The sequence below is a fragment of the Facklamia sp. P13064 genome (genome assembly GCF_050409425.1).
Lineage (GTDB): Bacteria > Bacillota > Bacilli > Lactobacillales > Aerococcaceae > Facklamia.
The window spans coordinates 1-18,337 of record NZ_JBNUPM010000022.1 but is presented as its reverse complement, the minus strand read 5'-3'; the positions used below and the strand labels follow the sequence as shown (position 1 = coordinate 18,337).

At 36.1% G+C, this 18,337-nt stretch carries 14 protein-coding genes, 1 pseudogene, 1 riboswitch and 1 other annotated feature; of the genes and pseudogenes, 3 read left to right on the top strand and 12 right to left on the bottom strand.

The window, feature by feature from the left end; genetic code table 11:
* Positions 1 to 142: 142 nt before the first annotated feature.
* The 7 genes from ACQV2S_RS07980 to ACQV2S_RS07950 all read right to left on the bottom strand — a co-directional run bounded on the left by ACQV2S_RS07980 (position 143) and on the right by ACQV2S_RS07950 (position 11,802).
* A complete protein-coding gene (locus ACQV2S_RS07980; protein ID WP_428874344.1) occupies positions 143 to 652 on the bottom strand; it encodes a phosphohydrolase in 510 nt (169 codons plus the stop codon).
* Between the two features lie 99 nt (positions 653 to 751).
* The gene (locus ACQV2S_RS07975; RefSeq protein WP_428885330.1) at positions 752 to 1,537 is read right to left on the bottom strand and encodes a TrmH family RNA methyltransferase; all 786 of its coding nucleotides are present in this window, start codon (positions 1,535 to 1,537) and stop codon (positions 752 to 754) included.
* A gap of 101 nt (positions 1,538 to 1,638) precedes the next feature.
* Positions 1,639 to 3,057, bottom strand: coding sequence for a dipeptidase PepV (gene pepV / locus ACQV2S_RS07970; RefSeq protein WP_428875413.1), 1,419 nt, complete (start codon positions 3,055 to 3,057; stop codon positions 1,639 to 1,641).
* Between the two features lie 172 nt (positions 3,058 to 3,229).
* On the bottom strand, positions 3,230 to 3,955 hold the full coding sequence (locus ACQV2S_RS07965) for a pseudouridine synthase (RefSeq protein ID WP_428874341.1): 726 nt from the start codon (positions 3,953 to 3,955) through the stop codon (positions 3,230 to 3,232).
* The gene (locus ACQV2S_RS07960) at positions 3,952 to 7,314 is read right to left on the bottom strand and encodes a polysaccharide biosynthesis C-terminal domain-containing protein (protein WP_428885329.1); all 3,363 of its coding nucleotides are present in this window, start codon (positions 7,312 to 7,314) and stop codon (positions 3,952 to 3,954) included. Before ACQV2S_RS07960 ends, ACQV2S_RS07965 begins: the two co-directional genes overlap by 4 nt.
* A gap of 78 nt (positions 7,315 to 7,392) precedes the next feature.
* Positions 7,393 to 9,813, bottom strand: a complete 2,421-nt coding sequence (gene leuS, locus ACQV2S_RS07955; protein ID WP_428874339.1) for a leucine--tRNA ligase — start codon at positions 9,811 to 9,813, stop codon at positions 7,393 to 7,395.
* A gap of 67 nt (positions 9,814 to 9,880) precedes the next feature.
* Positions 9,881 to 10,094: a binding site (T-box leader), on the bottom strand.
* On the bottom strand, positions 10,093 to 11,802 hold the full coding sequence (locus tag ACQV2S_RS07950; RefSeq protein ID WP_428885328.1) for a LysM peptidoglycan-binding domain-containing protein: 1,710 nt from the start codon (positions 11,800 to 11,802) through the stop codon (positions 10,093 to 10,095). Its footprint overlaps the feature before it by 2 nt.
* A gap of 213 nt (positions 11,803 to 12,015) precedes the next feature.
* Here ACQV2S_RS07950 and ACQV2S_RS07945 point away from each other — a divergent pair, with 213 nt between their 5' ends.
* On the top strand, positions 12,016 to 12,426 hold the full coding sequence (locus ACQV2S_RS07945; RefSeq protein WP_428874336.1) for a hypothetical protein: 411 nt from the start codon (positions 12,016 to 12,018) through the stop codon (positions 12,424 to 12,426).
* On the top strand, positions 12,426 to 12,995 hold the full coding sequence (locus tag ACQV2S_RS07940) for a tRNA (mnm(5)s(2)U34)-methyltransferase (protein WP_428885326.1): 570 nt from the start codon (positions 12,426 to 12,428) through the stop codon (positions 12,993 to 12,995). Before ACQV2S_RS07945 ends, ACQV2S_RS07940 begins: the two co-directional genes overlap by 1 nt.
* 69 nt (positions 12,996 to 13,064) lie before the next feature.
* Here ACQV2S_RS07940 and ACQV2S_RS07935 read toward each other — a convergent pair whose 3' ends face one another.
* From ACQV2S_RS07935 to metK, 4 genes are all read right to left on the bottom strand, one after another.
* Complete coding sequence (locus ACQV2S_RS07935; RefSeq protein ID WP_428875401.1) at positions 13,065 to 14,237, bottom strand: MalY/PatB family protein; 1,173 nt, start codon at positions 14,235 to 14,237, stop codon at positions 13,065 to 13,067.
* Positions 14,238 to 14,402: 165 nt separating this feature from the next.
* The gene (locus ACQV2S_RS07930; protein ID WP_428874333.1) at positions 14,403 to 15,599 is read right to left on the bottom strand and encodes an FAD-dependent oxidoreductase; all 1,197 of its coding nucleotides are present in this window, start codon (positions 15,597 to 15,599) and stop codon (positions 14,403 to 14,405) included.
* A gap of 36 nt (positions 15,600 to 15,635) precedes the next feature.
* The gene (locus ACQV2S_RS07925) at positions 15,636 to 15,761 is read right to left on the bottom strand and encodes an NADH peroxidase (protein WP_428874331.1); all 126 of its coding nucleotides are present in this window, start codon (positions 15,759 to 15,761) and stop codon (positions 15,636 to 15,638) included.
* 83 nt (positions 15,762 to 15,844) lie between these two features.
* On the bottom strand, positions 15,845 to 17,035 hold the full coding sequence (gene metK, locus ACQV2S_RS07920; RefSeq protein WP_428885325.1) for a methionine adenosyltransferase: 1,191 nt from the start codon (positions 17,033 to 17,035) through the stop codon (positions 15,845 to 15,847).
* Positions 17,033 to 17,125: riboswitch (SMK box riboswitch) on the bottom strand. It overlaps the preceding gene by 3 nt.
* A gap of 66 nt (positions 17,126 to 17,191) precedes the next feature.
* On the opposite strand from metK, the gene ACQV2S_RS07915 reads away from it, so the two are divergent.
* Positions 17,192 to 17,995: a hypothetical protein gene (locus ACQV2S_RS07915; RefSeq protein ID WP_428874328.1), complete on the top strand. Its 804-nt coding sequence runs from the start codon at positions 17,192 to 17,194 to the stop codon at positions 17,993 to 17,995.
* Positions 17,996 to 18,072: 77 nt separating this feature from the next.
* Here ACQV2S_RS07915 and ACQV2S_RS07910 read toward each other — a convergent pair.
* Positions 18,073 to 18,155 (bottom strand): annotated as a pseudogene (locus ACQV2S_RS07910) (IS3 family transposase); the annotation flags it as partial.
* Between the last annotated feature and the right edge of the window lie 182 nt (positions 18,156 to 18,337).

Here is an 18,337-nt window from a genome sequence, read left to right as displayed (position 1 = left end):
AGATGAGAATAGAAATTCTCACTTTTTCCTCGAGTTCACCAAGCGAAGCGCGGTAGATTTATCCCGCAAATTTTTAAAATTTCAGGACATTTTCATTTACGGTTGACATCTTGCTCTTTAGTGAAAAGTCATTTCACCCTCACTATTCGCTAAATCCAATGGTCTGCTCTTTCTTATATAGAGAGGCTTTTAGCCACCTTTTTAAACCTTCTACTAATTCGCATACAGCTGATTGCTTATCCATTAAAGTCACAATTAATGACTCGCCATAGCGTGGGATATCTAAAGTAGCGCCACACATATGTTTTAAAATTATATCTTTTTCTTTGTCTGATAAATCAGTGATTTCTAATGCATTCTTTAAAGCGATACGTGGATGCTCATAATTATGGCCTTTTCCGCCTACGCAATCCTTTGAGCAAGAATCGTAGAAAAACAAATCGTGCAGAAGGGCTGCTCTGGCTGTAGCGATCGCATCGAGCTTAAAACGTTTAGCCCAAAGGTATGAACGATAAGACACTGAAATAGAATGTGCTAAACGATTGGTATATTTATGATGGACAAATTTTTCTAGAGATTGAACTTTTTCATTCTCCATCAAATCTTTAACAATTGCCACATATTCTTGGTTATCTTGCCAAGCTATTGCCATTTATCCACGTCCCTTCTTTAATCTAACTCTAGTATACTCCTCAAATATGAAATTTATGTAAATTCTATGTAAAAGTTTAATAAAGCTAATATTTATTAACTAATTCGACCATTGTTTCCAGGCAAACATTAAAATACCTGCTGCTATAGATACATTAAGGGATTCTGCTTTTCCTGGCATAGGTATAAAGACTGATTTATCTGCTTTTTCCATCCAAAAAGGCCCAACACCTTGCCCTTCATTGCCCAAAACCAAGACACAGTGGTTAGCGATTAATTTACGATAATCTTCAGCTTCTTGATTGACGGCTGTACAATAAAGAGGAAGTTCACTCGCTTGAATGGCTTTAAATATTTGAGCGTTTGAAGCTTCATAGATAGGCAAGTGCCATAAAGATCCTTGACTCGCTCTTATGACTTTATCATTGTAGAGGTCTACACAACCTTCAGCTAAGAATACACCATCAAAACCTGCTGCATCAGCGGTTCGAATCATGGTTCCTAAATTGCCCGGGTCTTGTACCCCGTCACATAAAAGATAGTGGCTACCATTTATATTTTTTTTAGCTAAATTACTTTCTTTTTTCTTAATGACAGCCATCACTCCTTGGGTATGTTGAGTGAGTGCGACTGTCTTCATCACTTCTTCACTTAAAATCAACACTTCGATTTGAGCTTGTTTGATTTGTTCAATAGTCTGTATATGATTTTCATGATAACTTGGCGTCATTAAAACTACTTCAATGGCTGCTTGATAAGTGATGGCTTCTTCAATAAGATGTTCACCCTCGATTAAATAAGTTTCTGTCTTTTTGCGATTCTTAGCTAAATGCAATTTGCGGTAGTCTTTTATTCTTTGATTTTGCTTTGATTGAATAATTTCCATAATATTTCACCTTTTTTCTTCATGAATTGAAGGTTACTTGAATATATAAAAAAAAGCAAACTTTCTAGCAAATTGGCTAGAAAGTTTGCTTAAATGGTCAATTAGCGTGTTAAGCGATAGATAGATTCTGCATAAATAGCAGTAGCTCTTAATAAGTCATCCATCGCAAGGAACTCATTGGCTTGATGCATAGTATCAATTGAATCTGGGAATAAGACACCAAATGAAACTCCACGCTCCATTAAGCGGCCATAAGTTCCTCCACCAATTGTTTTTTCATAAACTTCATTGCCAGTTTGTTTAGCATATACATCCAGTAAAGTTTTAACCATTGGATCTTCTGGTGAAAGATAATGAGGGTCTTTATTACCATTCATTTCCACTTTCACTGCTAAGTTAGCAACATTTTTGATAATAGCTGATTGAATTTGATCTTTGTCGGTTCCTTTAGGGTATCTAAAGTTAGCATCTACTAATCCACCTTCAGCATCATCAAAATTGATAATACCAATATTCATAGACAAGGCTCCCATAATATCATCGACTATAGCGACACCGATTTTTTCACCTTCAAAATCAAGGTGTAACTTATCGCCTACTAGAGTTAAGAAGTCATTGGCTTCTTTTTTATCAAATGTATACTTACTTAAGAAAGCAGCTAAGTAAGTTCCCGCATTATGGCCTTTTTCTGGAGTAGATCCGTGAGCCGCCTTACCTGTTAGTTCAAAACGTAATTGACCAGACGCTTGGGAAACTTTACCTGATACAGGTTGATCTTCTAAAAAGGCTTGGAAATCAGCTTTTATTTGGTCTGCTTGATCAGTTTTTACACTCGCATAAGCTTCTTGAGGAACCATATTTGCACGAAGACCTGCATGGAAATCAAGCAATTTATGATTAGCTTCCACTGTTTGCTTAGCATCAAATTTAAATTGAGCAGAAACATTTCCTTTTTCACCGTTGATAATCGGGAATTGCGCATCTGGTGAAAAACCATAGTCTGGCATTTTTTCAACTTTAGCATAATGATCCATACACATCCAGCCAGATTCTTCATCTGTTCCAACAATCAGATGAATCTTTTGATTAAACTCTGCGCCTAATTCACGTAATAATTTAATGGCAAAGTAAGCACCAATTGTTGGTCCTTTATCATCAGAAGAACCACGCGCATAAATGCGTCCATCTTTGATTACTGGCTCATAAGGGTCAGTGTCCCAACCAGTTCCTTCAGGAACAACATCCAGGTGACCTAAAATACCTAAGGTTTGATCGCCTTCTCCAATTTCAACACGGCCCACCAAAGGCCCAAATTGCTTCGTTTCAAAACCATCTTCTTGGGCCATTTTTAAGAATTCTTCTAAAGCTTTTTTAGGTCCAGGTCCAACAGGAGCCTCTGCTGTTGCTAAATCATCTTCACGAACTGAACGAATGCGAATCATCCGAAAAAGATCTTCTAATAAGTCTTCTTGACGTTTAGTGACTTCATCTAACCAATTAATATTGTCTAAATTTTCCATCTTTCTACCTCCATAAAATATAGAATTTCAAAATCATTCTGACTTTAATAAACTATTGCCATCAAATGAATCCGTTCCCATTATATCATATAAATTTATCCAACCCTATATCTCTACTTTAAATTTAAGTCTTTTTTTTAATAAGACTTCTTCTCTGAGAATAGCATTTTTACTATTCATAACCCAATGGCTTTAGAGCTTCTATTTCAGCTTGAGTTAATTGACGATAATCTCCAAGAGCTAAGTCATCTTCAAGCTGGAGAGGTCCCATTGATAAACGGTGAAGTTGAAGAACTTCCATCTGACAAGCTTGAAACATTCTTTTTACTTGGTGAAATTTACCCTCACTAATGGAAACGCGAATTTTAGATAGACTCTTTTCAAAATCTACTTCATCAATCCATAATTGAGCGGGTTTACTTATAAATTCTCCTAAATCCAAGCCTGCTTTAAACGCTGCTACCGTTTCTTTCGTAACATTTCCTTCAATTAAAGCTTGATAGGTTTTATAAACTTGTTTTTTTGGAGAAGTTAACTGATGAGCCATTTGACCATTATTGGTAATTAATAAGAGACCAGTGGTGTCAATATCTAGTCTCCCTACCGGAAAGAGATCAAAACGATAATCATCCGGATGTAGACAATCGATAACCGTATCATGGTGTCCGTCTTCAGTGGCAGAGATAACGCCTTGCGGTTTATTCAAGAGCCAATAGATGAACTTGTGGTAAATAATTTGTTGTCCATCTACTTCTATCAAGTCCTTGTTTTCGTCTACTTGAAAGTTTGCTTTTATAATTTGTTCACCATTGACTCGAACACTTCCTGTTGAAATTAAAGACTTGACTTCTTTTCTAGAGCCGAAATTCATATGACTTAATAATTTATCTAATCTCATCGGTGGATACTCAATTTCTTTTGTAAATCCGCACGGTAATCACCGATAATAATCGGCAACATACCGAATAGGGCCATAGTCCCACTATAGATAAGAATGGCAATCAAAACGACTATAATGATTTGAACTAAAGTTAAGCCTCGTCCTACTGGATCCATCATCAGATTGATTAAACGATTCCAACCGTAAGTACCAATTGCCATAATGGTTGTCGCAATCACAATGCGCACAATATCACCTACAAAATAACGATCACGAATTTTGATTACACGCCAAATCTTCATCCACATTAAAACAGCAGCCACAGCAAAGCCAAAGAAGGTCGCCAGTAAAGCACCGTGAGCTTGGAATAACGCTACCATTGGAAATTGTAGAACAAGCTTAATTGCTAAACCTACCAGTAAATAAGTGATTGCAAACCGACGATAATCCATTGATTGAAGAATGGTTGCAAAAACAGTATATGCTCCTAATACAATAGCTGTAAATGATCCTGTCGTTAATAAACCCGGTCCTGCAGAAATACCTGCTGGATAGAAGAAAGGATAGACATTGTCAGCTATAATCGCCATTCCGATTGAGGCTGGCAGCATGATAAAGGTGAATAAAAGAACAATATTTTTGATTAATTCACTGGTTTTATTAATATTTCCTTCAGCGTACTTACTTGAAACAGCTGGGATTGATGAAGCCGCAATAGCTACAGCAAATGATACAATAATCATCACTAATTTATTAACATCTAAGCTCATCGCTCCAAATAATTCAGCAATTTCTGAATTTAATAACACACTGGTACGAACAAGGATTTGTTTAAAGGTATAGGTATCAATATTTTGTGCAAAAATTATACCTGAGCCAAGCAAGATGAAAGGAATCGAATCACGTAGCATAATTTTTAGGCTATCCATGAAATCGATATCCATCTTATTTAAGGATGTCTCTTTAATACTTTTCATTTTTCGATTATGAATAATATAAGCACCAACCAAGAAGAGCAAGGCAATGAAGGCTCCAACAAAGGCTGCAAAAGTTGAATGAGCAACCGCGTCTGTAATCGATCCCTCGTAAACCATCATAATCAGGTAAGTAGCACCTAAGATATAAAGAACTCGCATAATTTGTTCCAGAACCTCAGAAAGGGCTAGCGGTATCATTTGACTATAACCTTGGAAATATCCTTTAAATAGGCTTAAAGTAGGTAAAATCAAGAGAGCCGGTGCTAATGAACGAACGACAATGATTGCCGCTTCTTGGTTATCTGTTGGTGAATTAGCTACTAATACAGGTGCGATTAAATAAAAGATTGCAGCAATTAAGATACCTGAGAAGGCCATAATTCCCAGTGAATATTTAAAGAGCTTGTCGACCACTTTAAATTCTTTCTTAGTGCTGTAAAAGGCTATCTGCTTAGCAACCGCCGCAGGAAAACCAGCTACTGCAATTGATAAGAAAAATACGTATGGATTATATCCAACAGCATAAAGAGAGTTTGCTTGAGAATATTCTGCCCCTAGCCAAGCTGCCCATGGAATAATATATAAAGCCCCAATAATTCGGGATAGTATTTGTCCCATTGACAACCAAGCAGCACCAGCAACAAATTTAGATTTATCTTCAGAATGGCCTTGTTCACTCAGTTCTTGCTGAGCTTTTTCTGCTTCAAAAAGATTAGCATCTAAGGTGTCTTCAAGAAGGACATCCGTTAAAATTGGCGCTTCGTAATAAGAAGTTTTTTGCGAAATTTCTTCTGCAATGGACTCTTCTTCAGATAAATTATCCCTATCCTTGGGTTTTTCTTCTTCATTTATTGACTCTTGGTCATCATTATTAATGATTGCAGCTTGTTCATTTTCATCAGACGATTCCTGTTCAAGAATCGCATCTAAAGGCGCTTGTTTTTCAGTTGGTGTCTCTTTTTCTCCTTCAACTTCACTGTCTTTATCATCATGATTTTGAACCGTTTGTAGCATTTGACTGGTTGACTGCTTGGTTTTCTCTAACAGCTTTGTAGAATTAGCTGCAATTTTAGCCCAGGCATTGCGTGAATTGACTTTAACCTTATCTAATAAATTAGATCCTTTTTTAGGAGTTATTTGCTCTTGTTTATAATGATCTTCAGGCAAGATGTCCCATGCTAAAGCTTCTATTTCTTCATCATTATACATTTGAGTTTGCGATGACTTTTGCGATTCTAAATCTTTTTCATCAGAAGAACTTTCATTGGTCTTGGAATTGAAATTGACTTTAGAAAAAGCAGGTTCGACAGAGGAAGAATTCTGCTCTTCTTGAGATTGACGATTGTTACTATCTTGAGTCTTTTCTTGCGATAAAGATTGTGACTCAAACTCCTTATCTTCCCTCCCTTCGTCTATATTTTCAGCTGGTGAACTTTCTGCCGATTCCCCATCAGTCAATGCTTCCTCAAGAGAATTTGAACTACTCTTTAAACTTGAATTAGGAGTTTGAGAGAGACTTTCAGTTTCAGCTTGACTATTATCCTCAATATCTTCAGCTGGATGGCTATTATTAATTACGTCCAATTCGTTAAGAGACTCTTGTTCTAGACTAACTGCTTCCTCACTCGCTAAAGAATTATCAATCAATGCTTCGTCTGAATCATAGGATTCAACTTCAAAAGTATTGGTGTTGAGAGACTCATGCACAACTTCTTCATCTTCTCGTTCTTCAGAAGTAAGGGGTTCAAATTCATCACGCGTTGAAAAAACTATCTGGAAAACTCTTTGAAAGAATCCAGGTCTAACATTAGCAGCCCGCTTATTTCGATGCTCTTTTCTTAGGCTTTCCTCAATCGATCGATACTGGAAGGGGTTCTCATTTTCATTTCCATGACCATCTTGTTTTTCAAAATCATGACGAGTAAAAAGATCTGGTTCTATTTCTAATTCCAGTGTTTCCTTAAGATGATTAGCTGGATCTTTCATAATTTCAACTTTTTGAGTTAACTGTGAGAATTCCCTTTCTTTATCAGTATCCTCAATTGAACTTAGAGAACTAACTTCAATTTGATTGTCTGCGATTTCTTCCTCGGCTTCAATTACTTCCTCTGAGTTATCTTCAAATTGCTCAAGTAATTCTCCTGCTTGTTCTTCAGTAGTTTGATTGTTAATGGCTGACTCTTTTTCATTTTCTGTCAATTGATGATCTACTAAATTTTCGATCGGTTGATTTGTATTAGGATCAGCTTTTATCTCTCGGTCAAAATAATCTGAATCCATTGGCCGAGGATTAGGATGTCTCAGTTTTTCGAGATCTTCTTCTGTAAATTCTAGTGTATCAAAACGGTCGTAATCATTTTTAAATCCCTGATTTTTATCATCAAATTGATTATCAGACACTTACTACACCCCTTTTATTGATATTTCGTCTCTAATATAACATGTATCTATATCAAGAACGATTTCTTAGCACTTTAACTAGTTAGCCACTATGTTAACCAAACGGTTAGGAATAGCAATGATTTTACGAACTGTTTTACCATCCAACTCTTTTTTTATGCTTGCTTCTGCAAGAGCTAACTCTTCCATAGCCTCTTTTTCTAAATCCAAAGCTATATCGAGTTTTGCTTTAACTTTACCGTTAATTTGGATGACAATTTCAACAACTTCATCTTTAATGAGTGACTCATCATATTCTGGCCAGCTTGCTTCTGATAATGATTCAGAGTGCCCTAATTTTTGCCACAACTCTTCCATTAAGTGCGGTGCAATTGGAGCTAACAACTGAACAAAGCCTTTGGCATATTTCTTAGGCAATACATCGACGCTTCTAGCTTCATTTAAGAAAATCATTAGTTGAGAAATAGCTGTATTAAAATGTAACTGCTCAAAATCTTCTGTCACTTTTTTGACTGTTTGATGGTAAATCTTAGTCAATTGATCATCTTCAGACTCTTGAATAGCTGAACTTATTTGACCCGTCGTTTCCTCAATAAATAAACGCCATACGCGATCCAAGAAACGTCTTGAACCTTCCAAGCCATTTTCTGACCAAGCGATCGATGCGTCTAAGGGGCCCATGAACATTTCATATACTCTCAATGTATCTGCGCCATATTCATTAACTACATCGTCTGGATTAACCACATTTCCCTTCGATTTAGACATTTTTTCATTGTTTTCACCCAAAATCATTCCTTGATTGTAGAGTTTTTGGAAAGGTTCTTTAGTAGGAACGACCCCCAAATCATAAAGAAACTTATGCCAAAAACGGGCATAAAGAAGATGTAAAACAGCATGTTCCGCTCCACCTATATAGAGATCGACATTTTGCCATTTGTTTAATGCCTTTTCAGAAGCAATCGCTTCAGTATTATTTGGATCCATGTAACGTAAAAAATACCAGGAAGAACCTGCCCATTGTGGCATAGTATTTGTTTCTCTTCGGCCCTTCATGCCTGTTTTGGGATCTTCAACTTCCAGCCAATCTTTAACATTGGCTAATGGAGATTCGCCTGTTCCAGAAGGTTTAATGCGGTCTGTCTTAGGTAAAAGTAAAGGTAGTTCTTCTTCAGCAATCGCTGTGCTTGTACCATCTTCCCAATGTATAACTGGAATAGGCTCTCCCCAATATCTTTGTCTAGAGAAGACCCAGTCTCTTAAGCGGAAGTTAACTTTTCTTTGTCCTTTAGCATTAGCTTCTAACCACTCAATCATTTTTTGATTGGCTGCTTCTATGTTCAAACCATCTAAAAATTCAGAATTAATATGCATTCCATCTTCTACATATGCCTCATTTTGAATTCCTTCTTCGGATTTAATCACTTCATATCTTGGTAAATCATATTTTTGTGAGAACTCATAGTCTCTTTGATCATGAGCTGGGACCGCCATGACCGCACCTGTTCCATAAGAAGCCAATACATAGTCTGCAATCCAAATAGGTATCTCTTTAGCTGTTACAGGATGGATGGCGTATGAGCCAGTGAATACACCCGTTTTATCTTTAGCAAGTTCAGTACGGTCTAAATCCGTTTTAATCGAAGCAGCAGCAATATAGCTTTCTATTTCTGTCTTTTGTTCTGGACTCGTTAAGTCTTTAACGAGCTCGTGCTCTGGTGCTAAAACGATATAAGACAAACCAAACAAAGTGTCTGGACGGGTAGTATAAGTTGTAATGATTGAAGGACTATCTTTTACTTCAAAATCAATTAAAGCTCCCTCAGAGCGGCCTATCCAATTGCGTTGCATCTCTTTAACTGAATCCGGCCAATCCAAATCTTCTAAATCATCAAGTAAACGCTGGGCATAGGCTGTAATTTTTAATACCCATTGCTTCATTGGACGACGGACTACAGGGTAACCGCCACGTTCTGACACACCATCTACAATTTCTTCGTTAGCTAATACTGTTCCTAAAGCTTCACACCAATTAACGGTAACATCCGCTTGATAAGCCAATCCTTTTTCATAAAGTTTGGTAAAAATCCATTGAGTCCATTTGTAATAGGATGGATCGGTAGTAGCAAATTCTCGCTCCCAGTCATAAGAGAAGCCTAGAGATTTGATTTGACGTTTAAAGTTGGCGATGTTTTTTGCTGTAAAATCTGCTGGATCGTTACCAGTATCTAAGGCATATTGTTCAGCTGGTAAACCAAAAGCATCCCACCCCATTGGATGAAGAACATCATAACCTTGTGCTCTTTTCATTCTGGCCATAATATCAGTAGCAGTGTAACCTTCTGGATGACCTACGTGTAGTCCTTGACCTGAAGGGTATGGAAACATGTCTAATACATAATATTTTTCTCGGTCTGCTCTATCCTTAGTTTTAAAAGTTTCATTTTTATCCCAATAATCTTGCCACTTTTTCTCAATTACTCGATGCTGATATGTCATATTCTTTTCCTCCAATTATCTAATCTTTTATACAAAAAAGCCCTATGAAATCATCTCAAAGACAACTTCATAGGGCGCAATCGCGCGGTACCACCTATTATTTCATTAGCTGAGAGCTAATGCTCTATGCTTTAACGCAGCAAACGTCTCAAGTTAACACTTTACGCTTAGCTCGAGCATTAAAAGGAAGAGTTCAAAAGCTTTTCAACACTTACTTTCACCAAATGTAAGTTCTCTTTAGATGATCCACAATTTACTAGGTCCTACATTTTTAAATTTTTAAAAATTAATAATTTGTCCGATATAAATGGTTGTTCCACCATTTTTTTCAATCAGATCATTAACATCTAAGCCATTACGACGTGCAATCGCATATAAAGTATCATTAGCCTTTACAACATAAGAACCCGTTGAAACTACTTCATTAGTGCTTTCATTTGATTCTTCATTAATTGTTTGACTTAAGTTAACCGTTTCAGACTTTAATGGAGTAGAAACAGTTACTGAAGATTCGATTGAAACGTCATCTTGCTTAATAACTTCTACTTTAGTTTCTAACTTCGTTGCTTGACGAGCTAGGGCTTGACTTGATGAAGTTTTAGTGGAAATATTTAATTTTTGGCCTGGAATAATTAGACTGTTAACTTGTAGATTATTTGCTTCTAATAAGTTAGCTAATGTTATTCCATGGCGATTTGCAATGGCCCATAAAGAGTCACCTGCTTTTACTATATAATCCCCACTTGTATTTTGTTTAATTTCTTGAGTTTTATCTGTAACTACTAGATTTTCTTTTGGCGTAGATACTGGCTTTTTATTAACAAGATGAGAAGACGCTTCACCCATATTGCTTCCAGGAATTATCAATTTTTGATTGGGATGGATAACAGTATTTAAGTGAATGCCGTTAGCTAATAATAAGTCGTTAATACGCACACCATGCTTTTTCGCAATAGCATATAAAGAATCGCCCGCTTTAATAGTGTAAAGCCCTTTAGTTGTTGAGCTTACAGTGTTCTTATCAACAGGTTCATTCGTATTTTCAACCGGCTTGCTTGCAGAAGGCTTGCTGATAGATAATTTATTTACTTGACTAGTAACTTGAGTTTGACCAGGTATCCTTAAAACTTGATTGGGATGGATAACTGATTGAATCGTCATTCCATTAACTTTTATTAAGTCATCAACATTTACGCCTAATTTCTTGGCTATTTTATAAAATCCGTCACCCGGCTGGACTTTATAGCTTCCATTGGTTGAAACGATTTCACTTGAAACAGTTTCGTCTACAATGCTTGTTTCTGGTGATGTAGTAGGTTTAATTGTAGTGGACTGATTGGGGCCATCAAATTGATCCAATTGATATTGGCTAATTATTTGGTTTAATTTTCCGCCATAGCGTGTATCTGTTGCATAACGTCCAGTTAAATGTTCTGTTGCCTCTTGATACGAAGTTGTATTGGATTTTAAAGCTCCTTGATAATAGCTTTTTCTCCAAGCAGATCCTTCACCAGTTAATACTCTAGCATAATCCAATAATGAATCAGCATAAGAATCATACTTTCTAAAGTTATCTTTAATTTGATAATAAGATCCTGTCCCATCATCTTCTAGAGTATCCATTTCCACTTTTTTATCCTTTTTTCCTGCCTTGACTCCAAACAGATTATAGTTAGGTGCTTGAGCAAGTGTTGAACTTCCCCAGCCGGACTCTAACGCTGCTTGGGCTATCATAACAGAAGCATATAAATCATTTTTAGCAGCAATTTCTTTCGCAGATTGCCCGATACTATTGATAAATTCTTGTGGAGAGAATTTCTTTTGAGATTTCTGAGCATGAACAATGGCATTTTCAGATTGAACTTGTGTTAACACACTTGTTGACAGTAACATTACACCAACATTAATATTGGTGAAAATTTTCTTAAATAGTTTGCGTCTTTGGATTTTTTCTTGCTGACGCATTCTCCGATTTCGCTGTTGAATCATCCTTCAGCCTCCAAATTAAATAAATTTCCATACGGATACATACTGTATTATATGCCATCTCTAATAAAAAATGTTCCTTTATCGTTACTTTTATTGGATTTTTAACATAAGTAACATAAATGAAATATATCAATATTGGTTTGACTACTTTTAATTGAATACATTAGCGAGTATAGTATGAATAAATGGCCACAATATAGAGGAGCGATTTTTTTGAAGTCCTATTTAAAACATATACTCATCCTTTCATTTGTTCTTCTGTCAGGATGTTCTTTCTTAAATGAAAAAAAACTTGAAAATCACTGTTGGCAAGTTACTTTAAATGATTCACTTATTTATCAAGTAGATTTTCAAGATGAGCTTGTTCACTTTCAACTGAATGAAGATAATTTCCTAGAACAAGCCGAACAAGAGTTGGATTTATCTCTACAAGAAACAAGGGATTTGCTGATTGATAAAAAAGAGGAGTTAAATTTTACAGCGCGTTATTATTTAGAAGGAAACTATTTAAATCTTATTCAATCAGCGCACCAAGCAAAGCAATATGAAATAAAGTTTAAGGGTACGACTACCATACTCACTTCCTCAGATGGCAGTCAACTTTTATTAGAAAGAGTGGAATAATGAAGAATGCCTTACAGTCTAGTCATGATGCTTTAGGAAAATTAATTGAAAGATTCCCTGCTGGAAATTATATTGACGCTACTCTCGGAAAAGGAAATGACAGTTTTTTTATATTAAGCCACCCGGCTTTTTCTGGAAAACTTTTTGCTTTCGATATTCAAGTTCAAGCACTGGAAATAGCTCAACAAAAGCTAAAAATCTTTTCATCCGATTCTTTCCAACTTTTTAACAATGGACACCAGCATTTTGATCAAGTTCTCAGTTTTTCAACCTTAGCTAAAGTTCATGGAGCTATTTTTAATTTAGGCTATTTACCTGGAGCCAGCCATCAAATCACTACTAAAGCTTCCACAACCTTACAAGCACTCAATCAAATTGCTCAGCGCTTAGTTTCAAAAGGGAAAATATTTATTGTTGTTTATTCAGGACATAAAGAGGGAGCGATTGAAAAAGAAGAATTAATAAAACAATTAACGCTATGGTCGCAAGATCAGTTTACAATCTCTATTCTTGATTTTTTAAATCAAAGGAATCACCCTCCTCTTTTAATTACTATCGAAAAGAAATAAAGAAGCAATCATGAATGACTGCTTCTTTGTTTTATCTTTATTAGTTTAATTTCAATTTAAGCTTATAATCTATCTGCTCTTAATGGCTTCAATAAACCGTTCGATACTCTCTTTGACTATTTCCTTAGGTAGGGCTAAATGAATACGAATAAAACCTTCACCACAAGAGCCAAACATCACACCATTATTGATATAAACATGATGTGCTTCTAACAGCTTAATAATTTCCTCACATTCCATATTTAATGGAGTTAAATCCAACCATAATAAATAGGAAGCCTCCATTGGTGTTACTACAATTTCAGGCAGCTGATCTTCAATCATCGCTTTTGCCATTTGATAATTTTCTTCGATTAATTCTACTAATGCTTCTTTCCAATCTAAACAATCATTATAGGCATGTTTACAGGCATAAAGACCTAAGACTGGAACAGAAAGCAAATTCATTTTTTCAGCTGTTTCGATATATCGTTGACGCCATTCAGGATTCACGATGAAGATATTTGATGTCTGTAAACCCGCTAAGTTAAACGTTTTAGAAGGCGCAGTGGCCACGACTACACGCTGTGCAATATCGTCAGATAAATTAGCAAAGACATTATGTTTGAAATTTTTATGGGCTAGATCAAAATGAATTTCGTCTGAAAATAGATATAGGTCATTTTCCTTACAAATTTTAGCAACTTTTTCCAGTTCTTCTTTCTTCCATACACGCCCGACTGGATTGTGAGGGCTACAGAAAATCATTGCTTTAGCCTCTTTTGCTGCTGCTTCTAATGCTTCAAAATCTATGGTATAGTATCCTTCATTATTAATTAACTCAACATTAATCTTCTTACGCTCATTATTTTCAATAGCTGCCGTAAAAGGTCCATAAACAGGCTCTAAAATAATGATACCATCGCCTTTTTGTGTAAAAGCATTAACGAAAACATTAATTGCTGGAACAACTCCAGGTGCGGTAACCATCCACTCTTCTTTAACATCCCATTGGTGCTGGTCTTTCATCCATTTCTTAACGGCTTCATAATAGGCTTGATTCGGTACGGTGTAGCCTAAGACAAGTTCGTCCAAATCTTTTTTTAAGCCTTCAATGATACCGGGTGCCATTGGGAAGTCTAAATCTGCTACTGAAAGCGGAGCGATCCCCTCAGGAATATTCTTATTAGACTCTCTCATTAATAACCATTTTTTAGAACCTTGCTGTGTGCGATCGACACACGTTTTAAAATCATAAGCCATATGATTGCCTCCTAGATATACTAAATTTCAATCTCTGTACTCCTATCTTACACAAATTAAACGCTTTCTTCAACGGCTTCTTAAATTATAAGAGAAATATTAAAGAAATTTAATTTAAAATAAAAACTAGCCCATTTTAGCATGGACTAGTTTTTTTAATGATTATTAGAACAGTAATTTATCTGCTCCCCCAACAGTATTACCTAAGGCTTCAATCGCTAAGACATTTAAATAATGCCATGGACGGTCATAGTTAGGTTGGAAGAAGAAGTCTAACAACGCTAGTTGCTCAAGCGTATATTTGGCATTAATGACTGTTGAAAGCACATTAATTGAATCGGCTACATCAAATTTAGAAACTAGCTGTCCACCTAAAATGATATGGCTATCTTCATCATAGAAAATCATCATATGAACAGTGCCTGGTTTACGCATGAAATCAGGATAAACTTTTTCTTCTACATATTTCCAAGCTACTTTACCTTCATATAAATCTTTATTGACCATTGATAAGCCAGTTGAAGCAATCGTATAGTCAAAATATCTCAAGGCAGAAGTTCCAGATACACTAGGCATCTTGAATTGAGTTCCTGAGGCGTTAAGAGCGGCTACGATTCCTTGTCTTCTCGCTAAGGTAGCAAGACCAATATTTGTCTTATCAGCCGTTGGTGCAAAAGGAATATAAGTTGCATCTCCACCAGCGTATACGTCTTTTGCGGATGTTTCTAGGTATTCGTTTGTTTGAATAAAGCCATGATCATCCATTTCAAGAGTGCCTTTCAACCAGTCAGTTGCTGGCTTAACACCTACAGCTACTACAACTGTATCAGCAGGATATTCACCCTTATCGGTCACAACAGCTTTGACTTTATTGCCTTCTCCTAATAGTTTTTTAACAGCTTCTCCACCCTTAAAGTGTAAGCCTTTATCAGCACCGTGCGCTTCTAGTAATTTTGAAATGTTCTCATCTAAATAAGCAGGCAAAATACGATCTTCCATATCAATAACTGTAACATCTATACCCGCTTCTGCATATGCCGTTGCCACTTCCACTCCGATATAACCAGAACCAATCACTACTAAGTGGTTAGTTTCTTTCATACGATCGTATACTACTTGCGTATCTTCTGGTCCTCTAAAAGTGTGAACATTTTCTAAATCATATCCTTCAAACTGAGGAAGTGGTGCAAACCCACCTGGACTCAATAGTAACTTATCATAAGACTCTTGATGCTCTCCTTCTTCTGTCTTAACCGTTACTGTTTTTTCTTCTGGGTTGACTCCTATTACTTGGCTGGCAGGATGCATGATAATACCTTGTTCACTATAGGAGGCGTTATTGGCAAAATGTAACTCTGACAACTCTTTAGATATACCTTCCAGGTATGATTGAGAACCTCACCCCATAAAGGATGACTCTTCTCCCGCCTCAAATAAATGAATTTCAGCGTCTGGGTCACGCTTTAATAAAGTCTGAACCGACTCATAACCAAAGTGTGATGTTCCAACTACAACATACTTCATTCTAATCCCTCCGAATTGTTATTTATAATTATTCTAACTAAGCATATATTACTAAAAATAATAGATAAGTACAACCTAATAGCTTACATTAGTAAAGACTTTAGTTCTTCAACCTTATCTGTACGTTCCCAAGTGAATCCAACTTCTTCTCTGCCAAAATGGCCATAGGCTGCTGTTTTGGCGAAAACTGGCTTCCTCAAATCCAACATATCAATAATTCCCTTAGGTGTAAGTTTAAAAACCTGACGAATGGCCCGAACAATTTCAGCATCTGAATGATCGGAGCTTTCAAAGGTATTCACACTAACAGATACTGGTTGAGCCACTCCAATCGCATAAGCAATTTGAATTTCTATTTTTTTTGCAATTCCTGCAGCCACTATATTCTTAGCAATATAGCGTGCAGCATAGGAGGCTGATCGGTCCACTTTGGTTGCGTCCTTTCCTGAAAATGCGCCTCCTCCATGACGAGCATACCCTCCATATGTATCCACTATAATTTTGCGTCCGGTGAGGCCTGCATCTCCTTTTGGACCGCCTATAATGAAACGTCCTGTGGGGTTAATATAAATCTTAGTTTCTTCATCCAATAATTCGTTTGGAATAGTTGGTTTAATAACAAGGTCTAAAATAGCTCCTCTAAGCTCTTCTAATGACACTTCCTCGCTATGCTGAGTTGAAACGACTATTGCCTCTAATCTAACGGGTTGATCTTGTTCGTCGTATTCTACAGTTACCTGAGCCTTACCGTCCGGTCTTAAATAGTCCAACTGTCCAGATTTTCTTACTTCAGTCAGTCTACGTGTTAATTTGTGCGCCAAAGAAATCGGTAAAGGCATCAATTCTGGCGTCTCATCACAAGCATAACCAAACATCAATCCCTGGTCACCCGCTCCTATTTCTTGTACATTTTCTTGGTTTTCTCTTGTTTCAATAGCTGAATCAACCCCCATAGCTATATCAGCTGATTGTTCATCTAAAGAAACAATAATGGCTAAGTTTTCGGCGTCGAAACCAAATTTGCCACGATTATAACCAATTTCATCAACCTTCTGTCTAACAATTTTATGAATATCCACATAGGCACTCGTAGTAACTTCTCCTAACACCATAACTAAGCCAGTGTTAACAGCTGTTTCACAGGCTACTCTGGCCATCGGATCCTGTTTCAAGATGGCATCCAAAATTGAATCAGAAATTTGATCTGCAATCTTGTCTGGATGTCCCTCTGTAACTGACTCTGATGTAAATAATCTTTTCTCTAAAGCTTTCATTTATCTTCCCCCATTTTTTATATTGGTTACAAGGCAAATTCACAATCGATGAATCGTGAACCCTATCGGGAACTTTTGGTTGTAACGTTGTAAATTATACCTTAGAATACTAATAGAAACAATTTCAATTATAAAATCCTCTTGAAAGGAAACTCAATGAACACAATTAATAACATACTTAAACATCCTTTGATGCAGTTAGTAGGCTATCCTTTGTCGTGGATTGGTTTTGGACTAACTACCGCTATTTATTCAGTGAAGCAAGTCGACTGGTTAGATCTTGGGCTTTTAGCACTAGTTGTTATCTTAAGCAATATGACTAACCATTACAATTATTATCATCATATTTTAAAAGATCCCAAGGCTAAATCACCTATTATATACTATCTTTTATTAATAGGCTTGCTGACAGCCGCTTTGTTCTTTATGATAAACCAGCACTACATTATAAATATTTTGTTAATTATATACATTATCATAATAGTGGTTCAGTACCAATTTGTCCCTTTAGTTAAGACCATTTATCATATACTATTAAATAGTTATTTTACTGGCTTTTTACTAAATATTATCGCCTACTATTCACAGGCGAATACTTTAAACAATAAAGCAATGATATCTTTTATACCCCTTATTATATTGATGACAGCTTTAGAAATAAATCAGCAGTTTCTTAAAGGAATATATAATTTTAAGATACTTGAAAGAAAAATACCCGTAAAGATTACATACATAGTCTTTTCAATGCTAGTACTAGCGAGTATTACAGGAGTTTACACCTCACTACCCACTCAGTCTTTCTACCTCGTTCAAATTCTATTCTTTGTAGTTACACTTGCTATTTACTTACCAAGCTTAATCCCTGTCAAGAAACATCACCGTATTCAAAACAAGCTGAATTATCAGGGTGCTATAAGTATAATTTTCATTGTTTTTTATAGTCTTAGTTATTTATTTTAGAGTAAAAAAAAAGAAAACCCCCTTCTATTTTTAAAATGTACTGAACCCATAAATACGTCACTTTAATCAAATAATCTTTAAGCGGCTTGTAACCTGTATCGGATAGGAGACAAGCCGTTTAATTTTAGTTTAATTCTTAATGCTTGTAACATTCAATATATCCTTAAATCGTTTCAGCTCATTCTTCAATACTTTCAACCTTTCTCTATAATAGATTGCTTGTTTTAGAAGTCCTTAAAGACGTCTATCGTGTGGTCCAAGACCTTCGTTTCTCTCTCGATCACTCAAGACCCTCTTATGTTTATGACTACCCTTTATCAGCCTTCAAATCAATCGCTTGCA

Coding starts and splice junctions, on each gene's coding strand:
- ACQV2S_RS07965 (WP_428874341.1), bottom strand. CDS start 3,955: ATGAGATTAGATAAATTATTAAGTCATATGAATTTCGGCTCTAGAAAA.
- ACQV2S_RS07950 (WP_428885328.1), bottom strand. CDS start 11,802: ATGATTCAACAGCGAAATCGGAGAATGCGTCAGCAAGAAAAAATCCAA.
- ACQV2S_RS07935 (WP_428875401.1), bottom strand. CDS start 14,237: ATGGCTTATGATTTTAAAACGTGTGTCGATCGCACACAGCAAGGTTCT.
- ACQV2S_RS07975 (WP_428885330.1), bottom strand. CDS start 1,537: ATGGAAATTATTCAATCAAAGCAAAATCAAAGAATAAAAGACTACCGC.
- ACQV2S_RS07940 (WP_428885326.1), top strand. CDS start 12,426: ATGAAGAATGCCTTACAGTCTAGTCATGATGCTTTAGGAAAATTAATT.
- ACQV2S_RS07925 (WP_428874331.1), bottom strand. CDS start 15,761: ATGAAGTATGTTGTAGTTGGAACATCACACTTTGGTTATGAGTCGGTT.
- leuS (WP_428874339.1), bottom strand. CDS start 9,813: ATGACATATCAGCATCGAGTAATTGAGAAAAAGTGGCAAGATTATTGG.
- ACQV2S_RS07915 (WP_428874328.1), top strand. CDS start 17,192: ATGAACACAATTAATAACATACTTAAACATCCTTTGATGCAGTTAGTA.
- ACQV2S_RS07980 (WP_428874344.1), bottom strand. CDS start 652: ATGGCAATAGCTTGGCAAGATAACCAAGAATATGTGGCAATTGTTAAA.
- pepV (WP_428875413.1), bottom strand. CDS start 3,057: ATGGAAAATTTAGACAATATTAATTGGTTAGATGAAGTCACTAAACGT.
- metK (WP_428885325.1), bottom strand. CDS start 17,035: ATGAAAGCTTTAGAGAAAAGATTATTTACATCAGAGTCAGTTACAGAG.